Origin of the sequence: Francisella sp. Scap27 (assembly GCF_013394105.1) — a bacterium.
Classification (GTDB): domain Bacteria; phylum Pseudomonadota; class Gammaproteobacteria; order Francisellales; family Francisellaceae; genus Francisella; species Francisella adeliensis.
Map to the genome: position 1 here is coordinate 745,880 of NZ_CP041326.1, position 16,061 is coordinate 761,940.

The window sequence follows — 16,061 nt, forward strand, 5'->3', positions numbered from 1 at the left end:
AAATGTATAGTATAGAAAAACAACAAGATATTTTAGAAAATCTACACACAATTAGAGATTTCATTCGTTGGACAATGACAGAAATGACTGCTGAAAAAGTTTATTTTGGACATGGTTCTGACAGTATGTGGGATGAGGCTGTACATTTAGTGCTTTCAGCAATACATATGTCTCATGATATAGATACAAGCATGGTAAGTGCAAATCTTCTTTTAGAAGAAAAGAAAGCCATAGTTAGCTATGTATATCAACGAGCTCATGAGCGCAAGCCACTTTCATATATCCTAAAAAAGGCTTGGTTTGTAGATATGGAGTTTGACATAGATGAAAGAGTAATTATACCTCGTTCTCCTATTGCTGAACTTATTCGCAATGATTACTCTCCTTGGGTTAGTGATATTGATAGTGTCAGAAATGTGCTTGATCTTTGCACTGGTAGTGGCTGTATTGGTATAGCTTCTTCTTTTGTATTTGAGAATGCTGATATTACACTGGTGGATATTTCTGATGATGCTTTAGAAATAGCCAATCATAATATTAAAAAACACCAACTTAGTGATAGAGTAACAGCAATTAAATCTGACTTGTTTAACAGTCTTGAAGGTAAAAAATTTGATGTAATAATTTCAAATCCTCCCTATGTCGATAGCCAAGATTTAGCAAGCATGCCTACTGAATACCATTTTGAGCCAAAACTAGCTCTTGAAGCTGGCAAAGATGGGTTAGATTTAGCAAAAAGAATAATCTTAGAAGCTGATAAGCACCTTACAGAAAATGGTGTATTAATTGTTGAGGTTGGCAATAGTCAATATGCACTAATGGAAATGTGTCCAGATATTCCATTTACATGGTTAAGCTTTGCTGAAGGTGGTGATGGCGTATTTTTACTAACTTATAATGAGCTAGTTCAATATAAAGATTTATTTAAAAAATATTTTAATAAGTAAAACCTTCCTATTATTATCTCAGTACCTTCTTACTAGATCACTTATTTATAATATCATCAATATAGATAGAAAAAACTCGATGCGAATATGAGGTTGGGTGTACTTGACCTTCAAAAAGGTATTTATCATATATTCCTGAAATATAATTTTTAGGAATACACATTAAAGAATTATCGCCATAAAAATCACATGCTGATTGAGTTACATTTAAAAATGAATACTTAGTGCTATTTATTTTTATAGCCTTGTTTTTTACAATTCGATCAAAAAACTTTTCAGCATCAATAATATGTGCATTAGTTTTAGAAATATCATTTTGTAACTGTTGGTTAAACGCTTTTGATAGCGATTCAAAAAGCTTAACTTTAAAACTATTCATATTTTGCCCATTATCTGTAGCTTCTGGAGTTACACCTAAATTGGGTAAATTAATGATATAGATATTATTAGCGTTTGCACCATGCTTCACTAGATACTCAACATCATAAGCTATATCGTCTGCTGCACTCTGCATTTTAGAAATTTCTTGCACTGGAGATACTTTATTAACTATCAAGTATTTGGCAAACAGATATAGTTTGCTTAATGTGGAAGTATTATTAGAGAAATCTCCAAGAGCTAGAAATGCATTATTAGCTCCACCCCATATTATGTATATAGTCTTTGAGTTAGCCTGATTATTATTTTGATTTAAGTAACTATCTATTTGATTATGTTCTTGAATACTAACTTCACTTTCATCACAGTACTCTCCTTTTCGCAATGGTCCTATTGGAGGAGGAGCATAATCACCATCTTCGCCAATCCCCTTACAAACTGTAGCTGAACCTCCAGCCGCATAATTATTCCCTATAAGTTTTGGTATTACAGATTGATTTATATTTAGCTCAGGCGTATTAATATTGTTTGAGATACCGATGTTCCCATTTCTGTACTTTAGGGCTAAAAACTGAGGCCATACAGTTTCTCCAACCTTCGGGCTTGTGTATGTAGCCTGCTTAATAATAGTAGGGGTTTCTGGTATATCTGGCCAATTCTTTTTTATTTTATGGAAATTATTTGCATAACCGACATCACTTAAACTATCTCCAAAAATCACGATATCTTTAGAAGTGACTGTAGAATAACCAGTTTTGATACCACTAAATAAAACCAAAAAAATACCAAAGAAAATAACATATATTAGTGATAATGATTTTTTCATTTTTAGAAATTATCTACTATTTACTAATTTGATATTTATAAAGGATACACATCTAAACTAGAATTATAAACATTATTTTTGTAAGCAAAACATATTCGATAAATCCACCTATATACTGACAATCTTATTTTGTTTTCTCTCTGTATAAATAAGCAACGTCAAAACAAATATCAGCAATATATTCATAAATATAATTACAGTAAATACGCCTGTCCAAGAATAACTAACCTTAACTAATGCAATTGGTAAACCTGCCATTGCCGCACCTAAATATGTAATAAACCCCTTAAGCCCTGTTGCAGCCCCTGCAGCATTTTTATGAACTGACTCTATAATACCTAAAGCAAACAATAATTGTGGGCCATATATACCTGCACCAATAGCCATAAAAATAAGAGATGTTAATAGGTATGATGTAGCTATAGCAAACGGTAATAAAATAAAACTGATAAAAAGAATTAACACATATACAGTACAGCTAGTCCACCTATTTGATTTAAAGAAAATATCAGATATAAAACCACCTAATAAACCACCGACAATACCACCAACCTCAAACCAGAAATTAAGAGAATTTGATTTATCTAACCCCCAATGGGCAACTTGAGTAAAATAAATAGCAGACCAGTCATTTACAGAAGTTCTAACGACATATATACAAAGGTCACCAAAAATGGCAAATAAAACTACAGGGTTTAATAAAACATATTTTATAAACATCTGCCAAGTAGACATAATGACTGAGCTTTTTGCTTCCACTTGAATTTCAGCCTTATCCTGCTTCCACTGCCCAATCGAAGGTAACCCATACTTTTCAGGCCTATCTTTCATAAAAATCAAGGCCGTAATACCCATAGCAATTGCAATAACTGCAGGAACATAAAATGCCATTCTCCAATTACCAGTCATCACAATAGCTTGACTAGCAATCAACGGTGCAAGTGCTCCACCAATATTGTGAGATGAGTTCCAAATACTATACCACATCCCCCTTTCCTTCTTAGAAAACCAAAAATTTAAAGATTTAGCTATTGGTGGAAAACCTGAGCCTTGAAGTATTGCAGTAAGCCAATATAAACCAGTCAGTATAATAATACTAGACGAGCTGCCTAACAGAATATTCACTATACCGATTAAAATAAGCACAGGGCCCAACATAAAGCGTACATTTACATTATCGGCAACAAAACCACTACCAAACTTAGAAAATCCATAAACAATATAAAATCCTGAAGACATAAGCCCAAACTGAGTATCAGTCATACCTATACTACTCATAAGAGCAGGTGCTGCAGCTGCAAAATTTTTCCTCGCAATATAAAATACTATGTAACTAAAAAAAGTAATACTAATTACTTCCATTCGCATTTTTTTATATGAGGCATCAACTCTTGATAGCGCGTTACTTTTCATAGCAAAAATATTTGAAAAATAGAGATAAATTAATTTTAATAAAATGTCACAGAAATAACCACAAAAAAACCTACTTTAGAGTTCTTTTGAAGTTTTATAAGAATTAAATTTTTTTTGAGAGATTTATCAGAAAAATTTAGAGAATTACTTCTTCTTTCTTTGAGGAGGAAGATCTGTTGCAGTTCCTTCAAATACTTCTGTCGCCATCATTAAGCTTTCAGAAAGTGTAGGATGCGGATGTACTGTAAGAGCTATATCTTCAGCATCACAACCCATTTCTATAGCTAATGCAGATTCAGCAATAAGCTCACCGGCATTTGTACCGACAATTGAAGTACCGATAATTTTATGATTCTCATCATAAAGTACTTTAGTCATACCTTCAGTACGATCAATACTTAGTGATCTACCACTAGCTGCCCATGGAAATACACCTTTTTCATACTTGATGCCTTTTGCTTTAGCAGAAGTTTCAGTTTCACCAACCCAAGCAACTTCAGGATCAGTATAAGCAACTGATGGGATTACTAGCGGATCAAAACTATGATTAAGACCAGAGATAACCTCAGCAGCAGTTCTACCTTCCGGCACAGCTTTATGAGCAAGCATAGGTTGACCAATCACATCGCCGATTGCAAATATATGCGGTACATTCGTACGAAGCTGTTTATCTGCAGGAATAAATCCTCTCTCATCAACTTTAACACCAGCTTTCTCAGCATCTATAAGCTTACCATTTGGCTTACGGCCAATAGCCATAAGCACACGATCGTAACGCTCATTCTTAGCAGCATGGTCGCCTTCCATAGTTACATAGATACCATCTTTTTTAGCTTCCATAGCCGTTACACCCGTCTTCAGGCGAACTTCATAGCGAGCATTCATTTTTTGGTATGCTTTAACAATATCCTTGTCAACACCGCTCATTAACTGATCAGCAAACTCTACAACTGTGATTTTAGTACCAAGCTCAGAGTAAACTTGAGCCATCTCAAGACCTATAATACCACCGCCCACTACAAGCATAGTTTCAGGAATTTCTTTCATCTGCAAAGCGCCAGTAGAGTCAATAATTCTGTCATCTTCGGGTACAAATGGCAGATTTATCACACTTGAGCCAACTGCAATAATACAGTTATCAAATGATATAGTTTTTGTGCCTTCAGCAGTTTCTACAGCAATCTCTTTATCAGAAGTAAACTTACCATAACCCTGTACGATATCAACTTTACGAGCTTTTGCCATGCCTTTTAGACCAGTAGTTAACTTACTGATCACACCATTCTTATAATCAACGATCTTGTCTTTATTGATATCCATATCGCCAACTTTCACGATACCTAAAGACTCAAGGTGACGAGCCTCGTTGATAACTTTTGCAATATGTAACATAGCTTTAGATGGGATACAGCCCACATTTAAACATACGCCACCAATTTCACTATATTTTTCAACTAAAGTTACTTTTAAACCTAAATCTGCTGCTCTAAAAGCTGCACTATATCCACCAGGGCCACTACCCAATACTACTAATTGTGTTTTAATATCACTCATTTTTTTAAACTCCGCTAATATTGAATTTACATTATAATTTCGCGTAAATCAGAAAGAATCTGATTATATCTAGTCAAGAACTTAGCAGCTAACGCTCCATCAATTACTCTATGATCTGCTGACATAGAAAGTGGAAGCATAGTTCTTGGCTCAAACTCTTTACCATTCCAAACTGGTTTAACAGCAGCTTTAGATACACCCATAATAGCCACTTCTGGCATATTGATAATAGGCGTAAATGCTGTGGTACCTAGTACACCAATACTTGAGATTGTAAATGTAGCACCAGACATGTCTTTACTACCAAGCTTACCATCTCTAGCCTTACCTGCTAGTTCCATAATATCTTTAGAAATCTCAATAATACCTTTTTTATCGGCATCTTTGATGACTGGGACCATAAGGCCCGCTGGTGTATCTGCAGCAAAACCAATATTATAATATTTCTTCAAGATTAGATCTTCACCATCATTTGAAAGAGAACTATTCATTCTAGGGAATTCTTGCAACGCTACTGCAGCTGCTTTCACTAAGAATGATAATGGAGTAATTTTTACACCCATCTTTTCAGCAAATGCTTTTTTAGATTTCCTAAACTCTTCAAGATCAGAAATATCTGCATCATCATAGAAAGTTACATGAGGTATTTTCACCCAGTTTCTATGCAAGTTTTTAGCAGAGATTTTATTTATACGAGTTAATGGTTGTGTCTCAATTTCACCAAACTTAGAGAAATCAACCACAGGATCAGCTAACAAATCAAGACCTGACCCACTTGCAGCAATTTTACCTGTTTGAACTTGTGTTACAGCATTTTTAATATAGTTATAACAATCTTCTTTTGAAACTCTACCTTTGCGACCAGTAGCTTTTACTTTGCTTAGGTCTACATTCAAGATTCTTGCAAGCTTTCTAACTGCAGGTGATGCATGGGCATTTGAATTATCAACTTCATACTGGTTTACAGTATTTTGAGTTGATGTTACAGGTTTAGACTCTTGCTTCTTAGGTGTTTCCTGCTTGGCTGGTTGACTAGACGCTGGAGCTACAGAAGCAGATCCCTCTGTTTTAACCTTTAATATAAGCTTACCTTCACCAACTTTATCACCAATATTTACTAGAACCTCAACTACTTCTCCTGCTACAGGTGATGGCACATCCATACTAGCTTTGTCAGTTTCAAGTGTAATAAGAGCGTCTTCTTCTGCAATTTTATCACCAGCTTTAACAGCTATTTCAATAATTTCTGCTGCATCATAGTCACCAATATCTGGAACTTCAACATCAATTACTTCACTAGCTAATGATTGTGTCGCTGGAGCATCATTAGAACTAGTATCGCTAGAACCTTCAACAGTAGCGCTACCAGTTTCTACTTTAAGAATTAAATTACCTTCACCAACTTTATCACCGATATTAACTAAAATTTCTACTACCTTACCATTAACAGGAGATGGCACATCCATACTAGCTTTATCAGTTTCTAATGTAATTAAAGGATCTTCTTCTGAAATTTCATCACCAACTTTTACAGCCATTTCAATAATTTCTGCTGCATCATAATCACCAATATCTGGCACAGCCACATCAACGACTTCTGTAGAAGAAGACGTAGTTGTTTGAGTTTCTGCAGGTTTAGCTTCTTCAATAGTACTCGCTCCTTCAAGCTCAACTTCTAATATCACATCACCTTCACCAACTTTATCGCCAGTATTTACTGTAATTTTAGTTACTTTACCTGCAACAGGTGATGGAACTTCCATACTAGCTTTGTCAGTCTCTAATGTAATTAGAGCATCTTCTTCAGCAATACTATCACCGACAGCAACATTTATTTCAATAATCTCTGCTGCATCATAATCACCAATATCTGGTACTTTAACTATTTCTATAGACATCATTATCTCCTTTAATTAGCTATATAATGGCGCTAAACGCTCTGGGTCTATATTGTACTTTTTGATAGCTTTCTCAACTTCAGCGTCTTTCACCTTGCCTTCTTTAGCAAGACCATAAAGAGCAGCTACTACCACATGGTATCTATCAACCTCAAAGAAGCTTCTTAATGCTGCACGAGTATCTGATCGACCAAAACCATCTGTACCTAAGTTTACAAGCGTATTTGGGATAAATTCTCTTAACTGATCTGTATAAAGCTTGATATAGTCAGTAGATGCAATTACAGGACCTTGCTCACCCTTAAAGCACTTAGTTACATAGCTTTCTTTAGGCTTAGCTGTAGGATGTAACATATTTTCTCTAGCAACATCTTTTGCTTCTCTATAAAGTTCATTTGAACTAGTCATGCTCCAGATGTTTGAAGTAACACCGTACTCATCTTTAAGCATTACAGCAGCAGCTTCAACTTCTTTCAGAATAGTACCAGAGCCCATAAGCTGTACATGCTTCTCAGCAGGTTTATTATCTTCAAGCTTATATAAACCTTTAATAATACCTTCTTCGCTACCTTCCGGCATAGCTCTATGAGTATAGTTTTCATTCATAACTGTAATGTAATAATAAACTTTATCACCATCAACATACATTCTCTTCATACCTGAATCTAAGATCACAGCTAGCTCGTAAGCATAGGTAGGATCATAAGATACACAGTTTGGAATCAAAGATGCTTGAACTAAACTATGACCATCTTCATGCTGTAGACCTTCACCATTTAGAGTTGTACGACCAGCAGTACCTCCTATCACAAAACCTTTTGCCATAGAGTCACCGGCTGCCCAAGCCAAGTCACCAAATCTTTGGAAACCAAACATTGAGTAGTAAATCATAAATGGAATCATTGGCACATTATGCACACTATAAGAAGTCGCTGCTGCTATCCATGAACAGAAACCGCCTTGTTCGTTAATACCTTCTTGTAAAATTTGACCATCAACGGCTTCTTTATAAAACATTACTTGTTTTTTGTCTTCTGGAACATACTGTTGACCTTTAGGATTATAAATACCTAATTGCCTAAATAAACCTTCCATACCAAAAGTACGCGACTCATCAACTGTAATTGGCACTAAATGCTTACCAAGCTTCTTATCTTTTGCTAAATGAGTTAACATTCTTACAAAAGCTGTAGTAGTTGAGAACTCTCTTTCACCACTATCTTCTAAGAGCTTACCTGCAAAATCCTGATAATTTGGAATTTCTAAAGCTTGGTTATTTTCTCTTCTTGCTGGGATATAACCACCAAGAGTTTTTCTCTTAGAATGAAGATATTTCATTTCTTCAGAGTTTTCATCTAGCTTAATAAGCCTATAATTATCAATATCCTCTTTTGTAGCAGGCACATCAAACCTTTCTTTAATATACTCAAGAGCATCTGTGTCTAATTTTTTAACATTATGAGCAATGTTTTTAGACTCACCGTATTCACCTAAACCATAACCTTTTACAGTCATTGGTAAAATGAGTGTAGGCTTACCGTTAGCTTCTTCAGTAGCTTTTTTGTATGCTGCAAATACTTTAAGAGGATCATGTCCACCACGGCGAAGTGCTGCGATATCAGCATCAGACATATCTTTAGCTAAAGCTTCCAAATCTTCATCACCACTAAATACAACTTTACGGCACTCTTCGGCACCATGAGCTTTAATAGTATGGAACTGTCCATCATTTAGTGAGCTCAATCTATCTGCTAATTTTTTACCAGCTTTTTGGTCAGCAAGAAGCTTATCCCAATCACTACTCCATAACACCTTGATAACATTCCAACCAGCACCTTCAAACACACCTGCTAATTCTTCAACAATATTACCATTACCATTTACAAGACCATCTAGTCTTTGTAAATTACAGTTCACTACAAATATAAGGTTATCTAAACCTTCTCGACCAGCTCTTGTGATAGAACCAATTGACTCTGGCTCATCCATTTCACCATCACCACAGAAAGCCCACACTCTACGATCAGAAGTTTTAGCTAAACCTCTTGCCTCTAAATACTTCATGAATCTAGCTTGATAAATAGCCTGTAACGGACCAAGACCCATAGAAACTGTTGGGAATTGCCAGTAAGTTGGCTGTAAATAAGGGTGCGGGTAAGATGAAACAGCATTATCACCATCAAATGCTTGCTTACGGAAATTATCTAATTGCTTCGATGATATACGACCTTCAAGGAATGAACGAGCATATACAATTGGAGATAAATGTCCTTGATAGAATATCAAATCACCTGCATGGTTTTCATTTGGAGCCTTCCAGAAATGGTTAAAACCAATTTCATACAGAGTCATAGCACCGGCACCAGTACCGATATGCCCACCAATAGAGCCATCCTTTTTATTTGCAGCTGCAACAATAACTGTAGAGTTCCATCTATTTATTGCTTCAATGCGTTTCTCAAGTTCTATATCACCTGGATATGCTGGTTGATTACTCACATCAATTGAGTTTATATAGCTTTTTACTTTAGCGCCAGCATAAGAATTTTCTATACCAAGCTCACTACTTTTAGTAAGTAACTGCTCAAACAAAAACTTAGCGCGATCTGCACCTTCTCTACTGACAACATCTTCAAAAGCCTCAAGCCACTCTTGGGTTTCTAAAACATCTATATCTTTAGTGAAATCCGACATCGTATATCCTCCGAATTTATCGAACATTGTTAAATGAAATTACATATAAGTGAGATTATAAGTTAATAGCTTATCAACATCAACAAATAACACACTAAGTGAATTAATATTATTAATTCAATGAGACACTAACTCTTAACGAAAATAAACCCTTAAAATAAAGAATTTATAGAAAATTATCACCTATCATTATCTTTACACTATCTTTTAGGTTTTTTTTATACTATTATTGTCTGGGTAAGGATAACTTGTGACTATAAATATATTTTCCAGATATTCAATTACAAATGGTGTAAACAACTTCGTTTACTACTAAATTTAAATAAACAAAATAAGAGAATAAAATAATGAGTAATCAAGAAAAAGGTACAGTAAAATTTTTCAATGAACAAAAAGGTTTTGGTTTCATAACTCCAGAATCTGGTAGCAAAGATATCTTTGTTCATATCACAAACCTAAATGGCGGAAGTCTTTCAGAAGGTCAAACAGTTGCATTTGAAACTCAAGAAGGCAGAAAAGGTCCTGAAGCTATAAATATAGAGGTACTATAATGCCAAGTATTAGAGTTGACGAGCGTAAGCCTTTTGATATAAGCCTAAGAAACTTTAAGCGTGCTTGTGAAAAAGCAGGCATTAAGCAAGAGCTAAGAGATAGACAACACTATACTAAGCCTACTGAAAAAAGAAAAATAGCTAAGCGTTTAGCTGTTAAAAGAGCAAGAATTGCTACTCGTAGAGCTTTTGCGTCTTAATAACTTTTTTCAATCTATCTATCTCTAAAAACCATTCTTAAACATAACATTTCAGTTATAAAATTCTTACAAATAAAACAATATCTACATATGCGGATTAACCGTATATTTTGCTATATATTAAACATATGTTTAATAACTACTCATTTAAAAACCTTGATTTAGCTATGCACCCATTTTATAAACACATATTAGAGGTATTGGCTTTTCTAGGGCTTTCAACAAAAATTATTAATAGGTTTAATAGCTTTTTTATAAATTCTGTTCAAGTAAAATATTTTCTGAGCCACCTTCTTTCACAACCCATAACAGCATTGTTTTATATGGCTTGATAGATATGGTTTCAAGCTTATCATTAACTCTTACAGTATATACACCTTTATCTAAATCAGCTGAAAAGACTGATACTGCCTGCGGCAATAAATTCCAACTTCTTTGATCCGCTTGAGTCGTTGCCATATTGTAAATTGATGTCCCTATTGCGGCAAGCGCTGTGTAATCACCCGAGCTCTGAATTGCTGCTGCTGATATAGCTGTTTTTGTAATAAGTCTCAAAACCTCTCTTGTAACTATAGCTGGATACCTATCAGATAATGATTTAGCTGCCATTGCAGTAGTATCAACTAAAATTTCAGTTTCACCTTTTTTAACTGACCTACCTGACTTCATCACATCTATACTTGCAGGGCTTCCAAGTGTATAAGTTTTATAGTAAGGCAGAGAAATTTTCTGCATTCCAGCTACCTGGAAAAACAATATAATTGGTAAATCAAACTTTTGAAGAGATTCAACCCAGTCATTCTCGTAGAGGATTACTAATCTTCCTTGATTGTTATCATAGAGCTTACCCGCTCCATCAAATGCCTGCTTAACTCTCTCAGCATCATGCTTCACATAAGAGTTATTAGGAACCACACTTAATGCATTCTGCATAGAAAGATTAGTATTATTAAGATCGGTATCATAAGCTTGGTATATCATTGCAGCTAAATAGTATCCAAAAGCATTCTCATACGAGTTGTTTATTTTACTGGCGATACTTGATAACTGGCGATACTGATTAGAAGTATTTATTTCTGAAGATATTTTCGTAGTATTAACGTGTCGCATCTGACTATAGTTAGCTCTAGATACAGTATTAGATAACTGCTTAGTCTGATATGTTGCATATTGTGCATACGAAAGATTTCTTATACTTACGGCTGCATTCTCTAGATCATTCATTTTTAAATAATTCAATGACTGATATGCATATAAAAATGTGACCTCATAATCAGAAAGATAATAATATCTCTCTTTATCACTTAATAGCGTAGCCTGTACATTTTTTATAACATTTCTAACTCGAATTTTAGCTTCAGCTTCTGATTTAGTAACATAAGCTGTGGCTTTAGAATATTTATTTAAAGAAGTATCAACATTACCAACAAGCTGTTCAAACCTACCTGTTTCTAAGAAACCAAGAGATGCATTGACACCATCCTCTGCAAAAGAATGCAAAAACTTATTCTCGATAATACTTGCAGAGTTGTTTTGAAGAGCTTGCTTTGCATTATCAACCTTACTAGGGTGGCTACCACTAAAAGTTGCACACCCTGAAAGACTTGAAAGTATAATAGCTACACTAATGATCTTAGTTTTCATTTGTTTAAGAACTCTGTTATTTGACTAAATAAGATCTCGCGCCCTTTTGAATCTTGCTAAGACTGCCGTCAACAACTATACCTATGGAGTACTTAGGCATAACATCAGTAATTCTTACCTTAGCTAAGACTTTCGCATCTAGCACAATATGTTGTCCAGTAGCCTCATCAACCGTAGTACCCCCACTCTGGCGTACCTCATAGATACTACCTTCTTTAACTCTATTACCACCTTGGTTAAAATAAATTTCTCCATCAATAACTTTTAGTACTTGAAGAGGGTATATTGCTCCAATAGCTTCATCAGCAATTCTTGAACCAATCTGTTCATCAAGATAAGTAGCTATCGCAGAAAACTGTCCATCATTTGATTGCATTGTTTCATTTGCAACATTAGTTGGCACATTAATTTTCACAACGTTAGACCATTTAACTTCCATAGTCGCAAGCTCTAACACTCTATAAGCAACTGTTGCAGAGACACTCCATGTAGTAAAATGCTCACCATAGTACGATGTTTTCTTTTGATGTGAATTAACTGACAATACATTTCCAGTCAAAATAAAATCTGCACCTATTTTCTTATTTAACTTAGTTCTATCATCCTTAGAATCACTATTTATAATCTTTTCTATCTCTTTTTGATAAGCCTTATCGTCAGTATCATCCCTGCTTGCCACTCTAAATTTACGTGACTGCGTAAATTCAGCAACAATAGCTTGGTTCAGGCCTCTTTGAAAAACTTTAGCATTTGTGTCTTTAGGCAATTTAGATTCATCAACCTCAAATGGTTGAATAGCAATACTAAACATTTCCAATTTATCACGCTCATCGACACTCTTATAAGTACTTCCTGAGTTTAATTGCGCTTTATTAGTTGTATCAGCAAAACCGCCTGTCAGACTCAATAAAGCTGCAATACTTGAGGTTATTATCTTTTTCATATCAACTACTTAAAACTGATTTAAATACTGATTATCATCACTTTGTCTAATAATAACCTTGCCATCTAAAGAACTTTCGCCTTGTTGTTCTTTTTTAGTATGTTTACTACGATATTCATCATAGTTGAAATTCTTGATTTTATTAGCAGTTGCAACTTGTTTTGGATCCCATTTCAAAACCACTCCGTAAACTGTATTTTCAGTACTTGGAAGTTTGTATCTCCATCTTTTAACTGTTTTCAAACCGATAATATCAAGCTTAGCTTTTGTTTGATAGTAAGTAGATAAACTCTTCTCAATGTTAGAGCTATCTATACGACGAGTCTGGTTTGTTTTTGTATTTTTAGCTAGTGTGCTAGAGATGTCTTCAGATAAAGTTAGCGCCTCTTTAGTTGACATTTGTCCAGCTATTAAAGTCACAATATTTGCTCTAGCTTGTATAGCTGCTTGCTTATAACCATAATCTCCTGCTGAAACTCCTTGAATTGATGGTCCAGTATACGAGCCTTGCCCATAAGATAATATATACGGCTTACTATCTTCACCAAAACCTACACGAATACCATAGTCACCCATCATATCTTCACCTGATTTATCTTTATAGAGATCAGATGGAGCTTTACCACCATTACCAACTATAACAGGCTCATTTCCATGCTTAATGTCTTCAAACATGCCTTTTATTTTATCCGAATAAATAACCACAACACCAATAGCTGCATTACCATTTTTCTCAACGACAAAAGTTTTAATTGGTAATAAGCCAGATAAATTACCAAAACCAGTTGTTAAACTCTTAACTGTCATTTGCTGACTTAGAAGTGCTTTCTTCTTTTCATCAACAGAAGTAAAGCTATCAGGATCTAAACCTTGCTCTTTTAACTGTTCATTAAGCTTAGCTTCTTCAAGTGCAGTTTTCTTAGCATCAACAGCTTCTTGCGTACCTTCTTTTGGCTTGTTGTTACTATCTTCTATAGTATTTGCCTTAGTACCTTGATTACTATCAATGCTCATACTCTTATCAACTTGAGTATCTGCTGATATAAATGATATATATTCTGCTTGAGCTTTAATTAAAGCTTTCTCAAACGCTAATTGAGCACTATCAACATAATTTGAGTTAGTCTGATTTTGTGATGATACTCCAATAGCTGAGCCAACATAATCATACCTATCACGCAAATTATTTTCATCAATATAGCCTTCCATCACATCATTTAGAATTTCTTCTGCTGATCTTTTATCTTCAGATGCTTGAGCAACTGGCTTTGACTCAGCTGAAATGGCTGAATTTAAATTTGCTACATCTGCACCCATATCTACTTTAGATGTCGTTGCTTCACCTTGCTGTTCTGCCTGATTTTTTGCTACAGAAGTTCCTTTGACCTCATATGCGAAAACGCTGGTCGCCATAATTGACGACAAAATTATAGTACTTAAAATATTCTTTTTCATATCATATCTCCTAATAGTTCAACAGCTACTCATAAAAGAGCAATTACCTAAAACAATCGCCTACCAACCAAATGTTGATTTAGTTTGTGATTTACGAATTTGCTTATCATCCTGCCAAATAACAAGACCAGTTTTTAAATCCATCATTTTCAATGTCGCCAAGAAAAACTTAGATCTTTTATCTTTATCAACACTCGTATTATCTATATCTTGAATACTACCATAAACCATATATCTAGCACCTATATGCTGACCTATCTTCGTAGCCGTACTTTGATCAACCATACCACTATTTGCCTGATACCCAAGCTGCTCTTTCACATTTTTAATTTGTGTCATATCTGTAACTTGAAAAAGCCCAGACTTAATAATTTGTGTTTGCACAGTGTTTGAAAGCATGGTTGTATTTATATGCTCACGAGTTTCATTTCTAATATTACTAAAGAATAACGTTGGCGTATCCATCGCTGTGATTTTCTTAACTGATCTTGAATTCAACATATCTTCGGACATATCTTTCGTCATAGCTTGTAAATCTGTAGAACTAAAGTCTATCGATGTAGTATCTATTCCATTAGCATCCTCATAAGCGACTGTTGTTTTACCGCATGAAGCTAAAGATATAACCAGTCCTGCTGCAAATGCAGTTGTAAGCATTTTATTTTTCATTTATTTAATAAATCTAAATTCCTTATAACTTCGATTATACATAATGCAAATCAAAATGTGGAATTTATATCGAGGTATTGAAAAATTTACTCTAAGGTTATTAATCCTTAATTATTAGCTATAAAGCCATATTTAACCAAAAAAATACTGATAAATGGAAGTGATGTAAACTAGAGTGGTTATTTTATAGGGTTCGACATAGAAAAAATACAAACTGATCCTACTTGGCTTATTTCATGATTTTCAAAATTTTTTTTTATGTATTGCTCAATTTTTTCGTAAGAATCATTTTCGTTATCAAAAATACCCTTTTTATTAAACTTATCTGCAACATTTATAGCCATTTTTGAATCATACCCATTAATAATAGTAGAACCAAAAGCCACGCCTGTAGACTTCAGCATCTTAGCAAGATTTTTAAAGACCATATCTTTAGTATTATTATCTGGCAAACAATGTATAAGGTAATTTGCACCAATTGAATCAAACTGATTATGAAATGATTCTGGCACATTCACAAGTATGTCCGTCTGAACTTTGCTAACTTCTTTATCTTTTAACACATTTTCAACATAATCAAGGCATGTCGGGTTTAAATCCATTAAAGTAACTTTATCTAATTTATTTCTAACTTTATTAAGTAAATAACCAGAGCCAACACCAACATCCAAATGATTACGGCTAACATTCTTACTATAAAGATCAACTAAGTTAGAGGTTTTGCATTTCCAGAGAAACCTATTATTAAAAAATAAAACCCAAAAATTATAGATTTTTAATACTGTTTTAGAATAAATCTTTTGTCCTGCATCAGAGCTTTTATTAGACATATAAACCTCTTATAGAATGATTTCTTTAATCTCATATACTAGCATATAGACTATATTCT

General features: G+C 34.3%; 13 protein-coding genes. 3 read left to right on the forward strand and 10 right to left on the reverse strand.

The window, feature by feature from the left end; translation table 11 throughout:
* Positions 1-2 precede the first annotated feature (2 nt).
* Positions 3-947, forward strand: coding sequence for a 50S ribosomal protein L3 N(5)-glutamine methyltransferase (gene prmB, locus FLM55_RS03550; protein WP_178948064.1), 945 nt, complete (start codon positions 3-5; stop codon positions 945-947).
* A gap of 37 nt (positions 948-984) precedes the next feature.
* Here the strand turns inward: prmB and FLM55_RS03555 are convergent, their stop codons facing one another.
* From FLM55_RS03555 to aceE, 5 genes are all read right to left on the reverse strand, one after another.
* A complete protein-coding gene (locus FLM55_RS03555) occupies positions 985-2,151 on the reverse strand; it encodes an SGNH/GDSL hydrolase family protein (protein ID WP_178948066.1) in 1,167 nt (388 codons plus the stop codon).
* Between the two features lie 108 nt (positions 2,152-2,259).
* Positions 2,260-3,564, reverse strand: a complete 1,305-nt coding sequence (locus FLM55_RS03560; RefSeq protein WP_178948067.1) for an MFS transporter — start codon at positions 3,562-3,564, stop codon at positions 2,260-2,262.
* 144 nt (positions 3,565-3,708) lie between these two features.
* On the reverse strand, positions 3,709-5,118 hold the full coding sequence (lpdA, locus tag FLM55_RS03565) for a dihydrolipoyl dehydrogenase (protein ID WP_178948069.1): 1,410 nt from the start codon (positions 5,116-5,118) through the stop codon (positions 3,709-3,711).
* Between the two features lie 26 nt (positions 5,119-5,144).
* Complete coding sequence (gene aceF / locus FLM55_RS03570) at positions 5,145-7,016, reverse strand: pyruvate dehydrogenase complex dihydrolipoyllysine-residue acetyltransferase (protein ID WP_178948071.1); 1,872 nt, start codon at positions 7,014-7,016, stop codon at positions 5,145-5,147.
* A gap of 15 nt (positions 7,017-7,031) precedes the next feature.
* Positions 7,032-9,710 (reverse strand): pyruvate dehydrogenase (acetyl-transferring), homodimeric type, encoded by a 2,679-nt coding sequence (gene aceE, locus FLM55_RS03575; RefSeq protein WP_178948073.1) that lies wholly within the window; start codon positions 9,708-9,710, stop codon positions 7,032-7,034.
* Between the two features lie 347 nt (positions 9,711-10,057).
* Here aceE and FLM55_RS03580 point away from each other — a divergent pair, with 347 nt between their 5' ends.
* The gene (locus FLM55_RS03580; RefSeq protein WP_112869525.1) at positions 10,058-10,261 is read left to right on the forward strand and encodes a cold-shock protein; all 204 of its coding nucleotides are present in this window, start codon (positions 10,058-10,060) and stop codon (positions 10,259-10,261) included.
* On the forward strand, positions 10,261-10,461 hold the full coding sequence (rpsU, locus tag FLM55_RS03585; RefSeq protein WP_112869524.1) for a 30S ribosomal protein S21: 201 nt from the start codon (positions 10,261-10,263) through the stop codon (positions 10,459-10,461). The genes FLM55_RS03580 and rpsU overlap by 1 nt, the downstream gene beginning before the upstream one ends.
* 252 nt (positions 10,462-10,713) lie before the next feature.
* On the opposite strand, the gene FLM55_RS03590 is transcribed toward rpsU, so the two are convergent.
* The 5 genes from FLM55_RS03590 to FLM55_RS03610 all read right to left on the reverse strand — a co-directional run bounded on the left by FLM55_RS03590 (position 10,714) and on the right by FLM55_RS03610 (position 16,002).
* The gene (locus FLM55_RS03590) at positions 10,714-12,105 is read right to left on the reverse strand and encodes a COG3014 family protein (protein WP_178948075.1); all 1,392 of its coding nucleotides are present in this window, start codon (positions 12,103-12,105) and stop codon (positions 10,714-10,716) included.
* Positions 12,106-12,121: 16 nt separating this feature from the next.
* Positions 12,122-13,048: a CsgG/HfaB family protein gene (locus FLM55_RS03595; RefSeq protein WP_178948077.1), complete on the reverse strand. Its 927-nt coding sequence runs from the start codon at positions 13,046-13,048 to the stop codon at positions 12,122-12,124.
* Positions 13,049-13,057: 9 nt separating this feature from the next.
* Positions 13,058-14,503 (reverse strand): DUF6844 domain-containing protein, encoded by a 1,446-nt coding sequence (locus tag FLM55_RS03600; RefSeq protein WP_178948079.1) that lies wholly within the window; start codon positions 14,501-14,503, stop codon positions 13,058-13,060.
* A gap of 60 nt (positions 14,504-14,563) precedes the next feature.
* Complete coding sequence (gene lpoB, locus FLM55_RS03605) at positions 14,564-15,172, reverse strand: penicillin-binding protein activator LpoB (protein WP_178948081.1); 609 nt, start codon at positions 15,170-15,172, stop codon at positions 14,564-14,566.
* A 179-nt stretch (positions 15,173-15,351) separates the two neighbouring features.
* Complete coding sequence (locus FLM55_RS03610) at positions 15,352-16,002, reverse strand: bifunctional 2-polyprenyl-6-hydroxyphenol methylase/3-demethylubiquinol 3-O-methyltransferase UbiG (RefSeq protein ID WP_178948083.1); 651 nt, start codon at positions 16,000-16,002, stop codon at positions 15,352-15,354.
* Positions 16,003-16,061 lie beyond the last annotated feature (59 nt).

Excerpts from the sequence above, each read along its gene's own strand:
- prmB (WP_178948064.1), top strand. The coding sequence starts at position 3 with ATGTATAGTATAGAAAAACAACAAGATATTTTAGAAAATCTACACACA.
- FLM55_RS03555 (WP_178948066.1), bottom strand. The coding sequence starts at position 2,151 with ATGAAAAAATCATTATCACTAATATATGTTATTTTCTTTGGTATTTTT.
- FLM55_RS03560 (WP_178948067.1), bottom strand. The coding sequence starts at position 3,564 with ATGAAAAGTAACGCGCTATCAAGAGTTGATGCCTCATATAAAAAAATG.
- lpdA (WP_178948069.1), bottom strand. The coding sequence starts at position 5,118 with ATGAGTGATATTAAAACACAATTAGTAGTATTGGGTAGTGGCCCTGGT.
- aceF (WP_178948071.1), bottom strand. The coding sequence starts at position 7,016 with ATGTCTATAGAAATAGTTAAAGTACCAGATATTGGTGATTATGATGCA.
- aceE (WP_178948073.1), bottom strand. The coding sequence starts at position 9,710 with ATGTCGGATTTCACTAAAGATATAGATGTTTTAGAAACCCAAGAGTGG.
- FLM55_RS03580 (WP_112869525.1), top strand. The coding sequence starts at position 10,058 with ATGAGTAATCAAGAAAAAGGTACAGTAAAATTTTTCAATGAACAAAAA.
- rpsU (WP_112869524.1), top strand. The coding sequence starts at position 10,261 with ATGCCAAGTATTAGAGTTGACGAGCGTAAGCCTTTTGATATAAGCCTA.
- FLM55_RS03590 (WP_178948075.1), bottom strand. The coding sequence starts at position 12,105 with ATGAAAACTAAGATCATTAGTGTAGCTATTATACTTTCAAGTCTTTCA.
- FLM55_RS03595 (WP_178948077.1), bottom strand. The coding sequence starts at position 13,048 with ATGAAAAAGATAATAACCTCAAGTATTGCAGCTTTATTGAGTCTGACA.
- FLM55_RS03600 (WP_178948079.1), bottom strand. The coding sequence starts at position 14,503 with ATGAAAAAGAATATTTTAAGTACTATAATTTTGTCGTCAATTATGGCG.
- lpoB (WP_178948081.1), bottom strand. The coding sequence starts at position 15,172 with ATGAAAAATAAAATGCTTACAACTGCATTTGCAGCAGGACTGGTTATA.
- FLM55_RS03610 (WP_178948083.1), bottom strand. The coding sequence starts at position 16,002 with ATGTCTAATAAAAGCTCTGATGCAGGACAAAAGATTTATTCTAAAACA.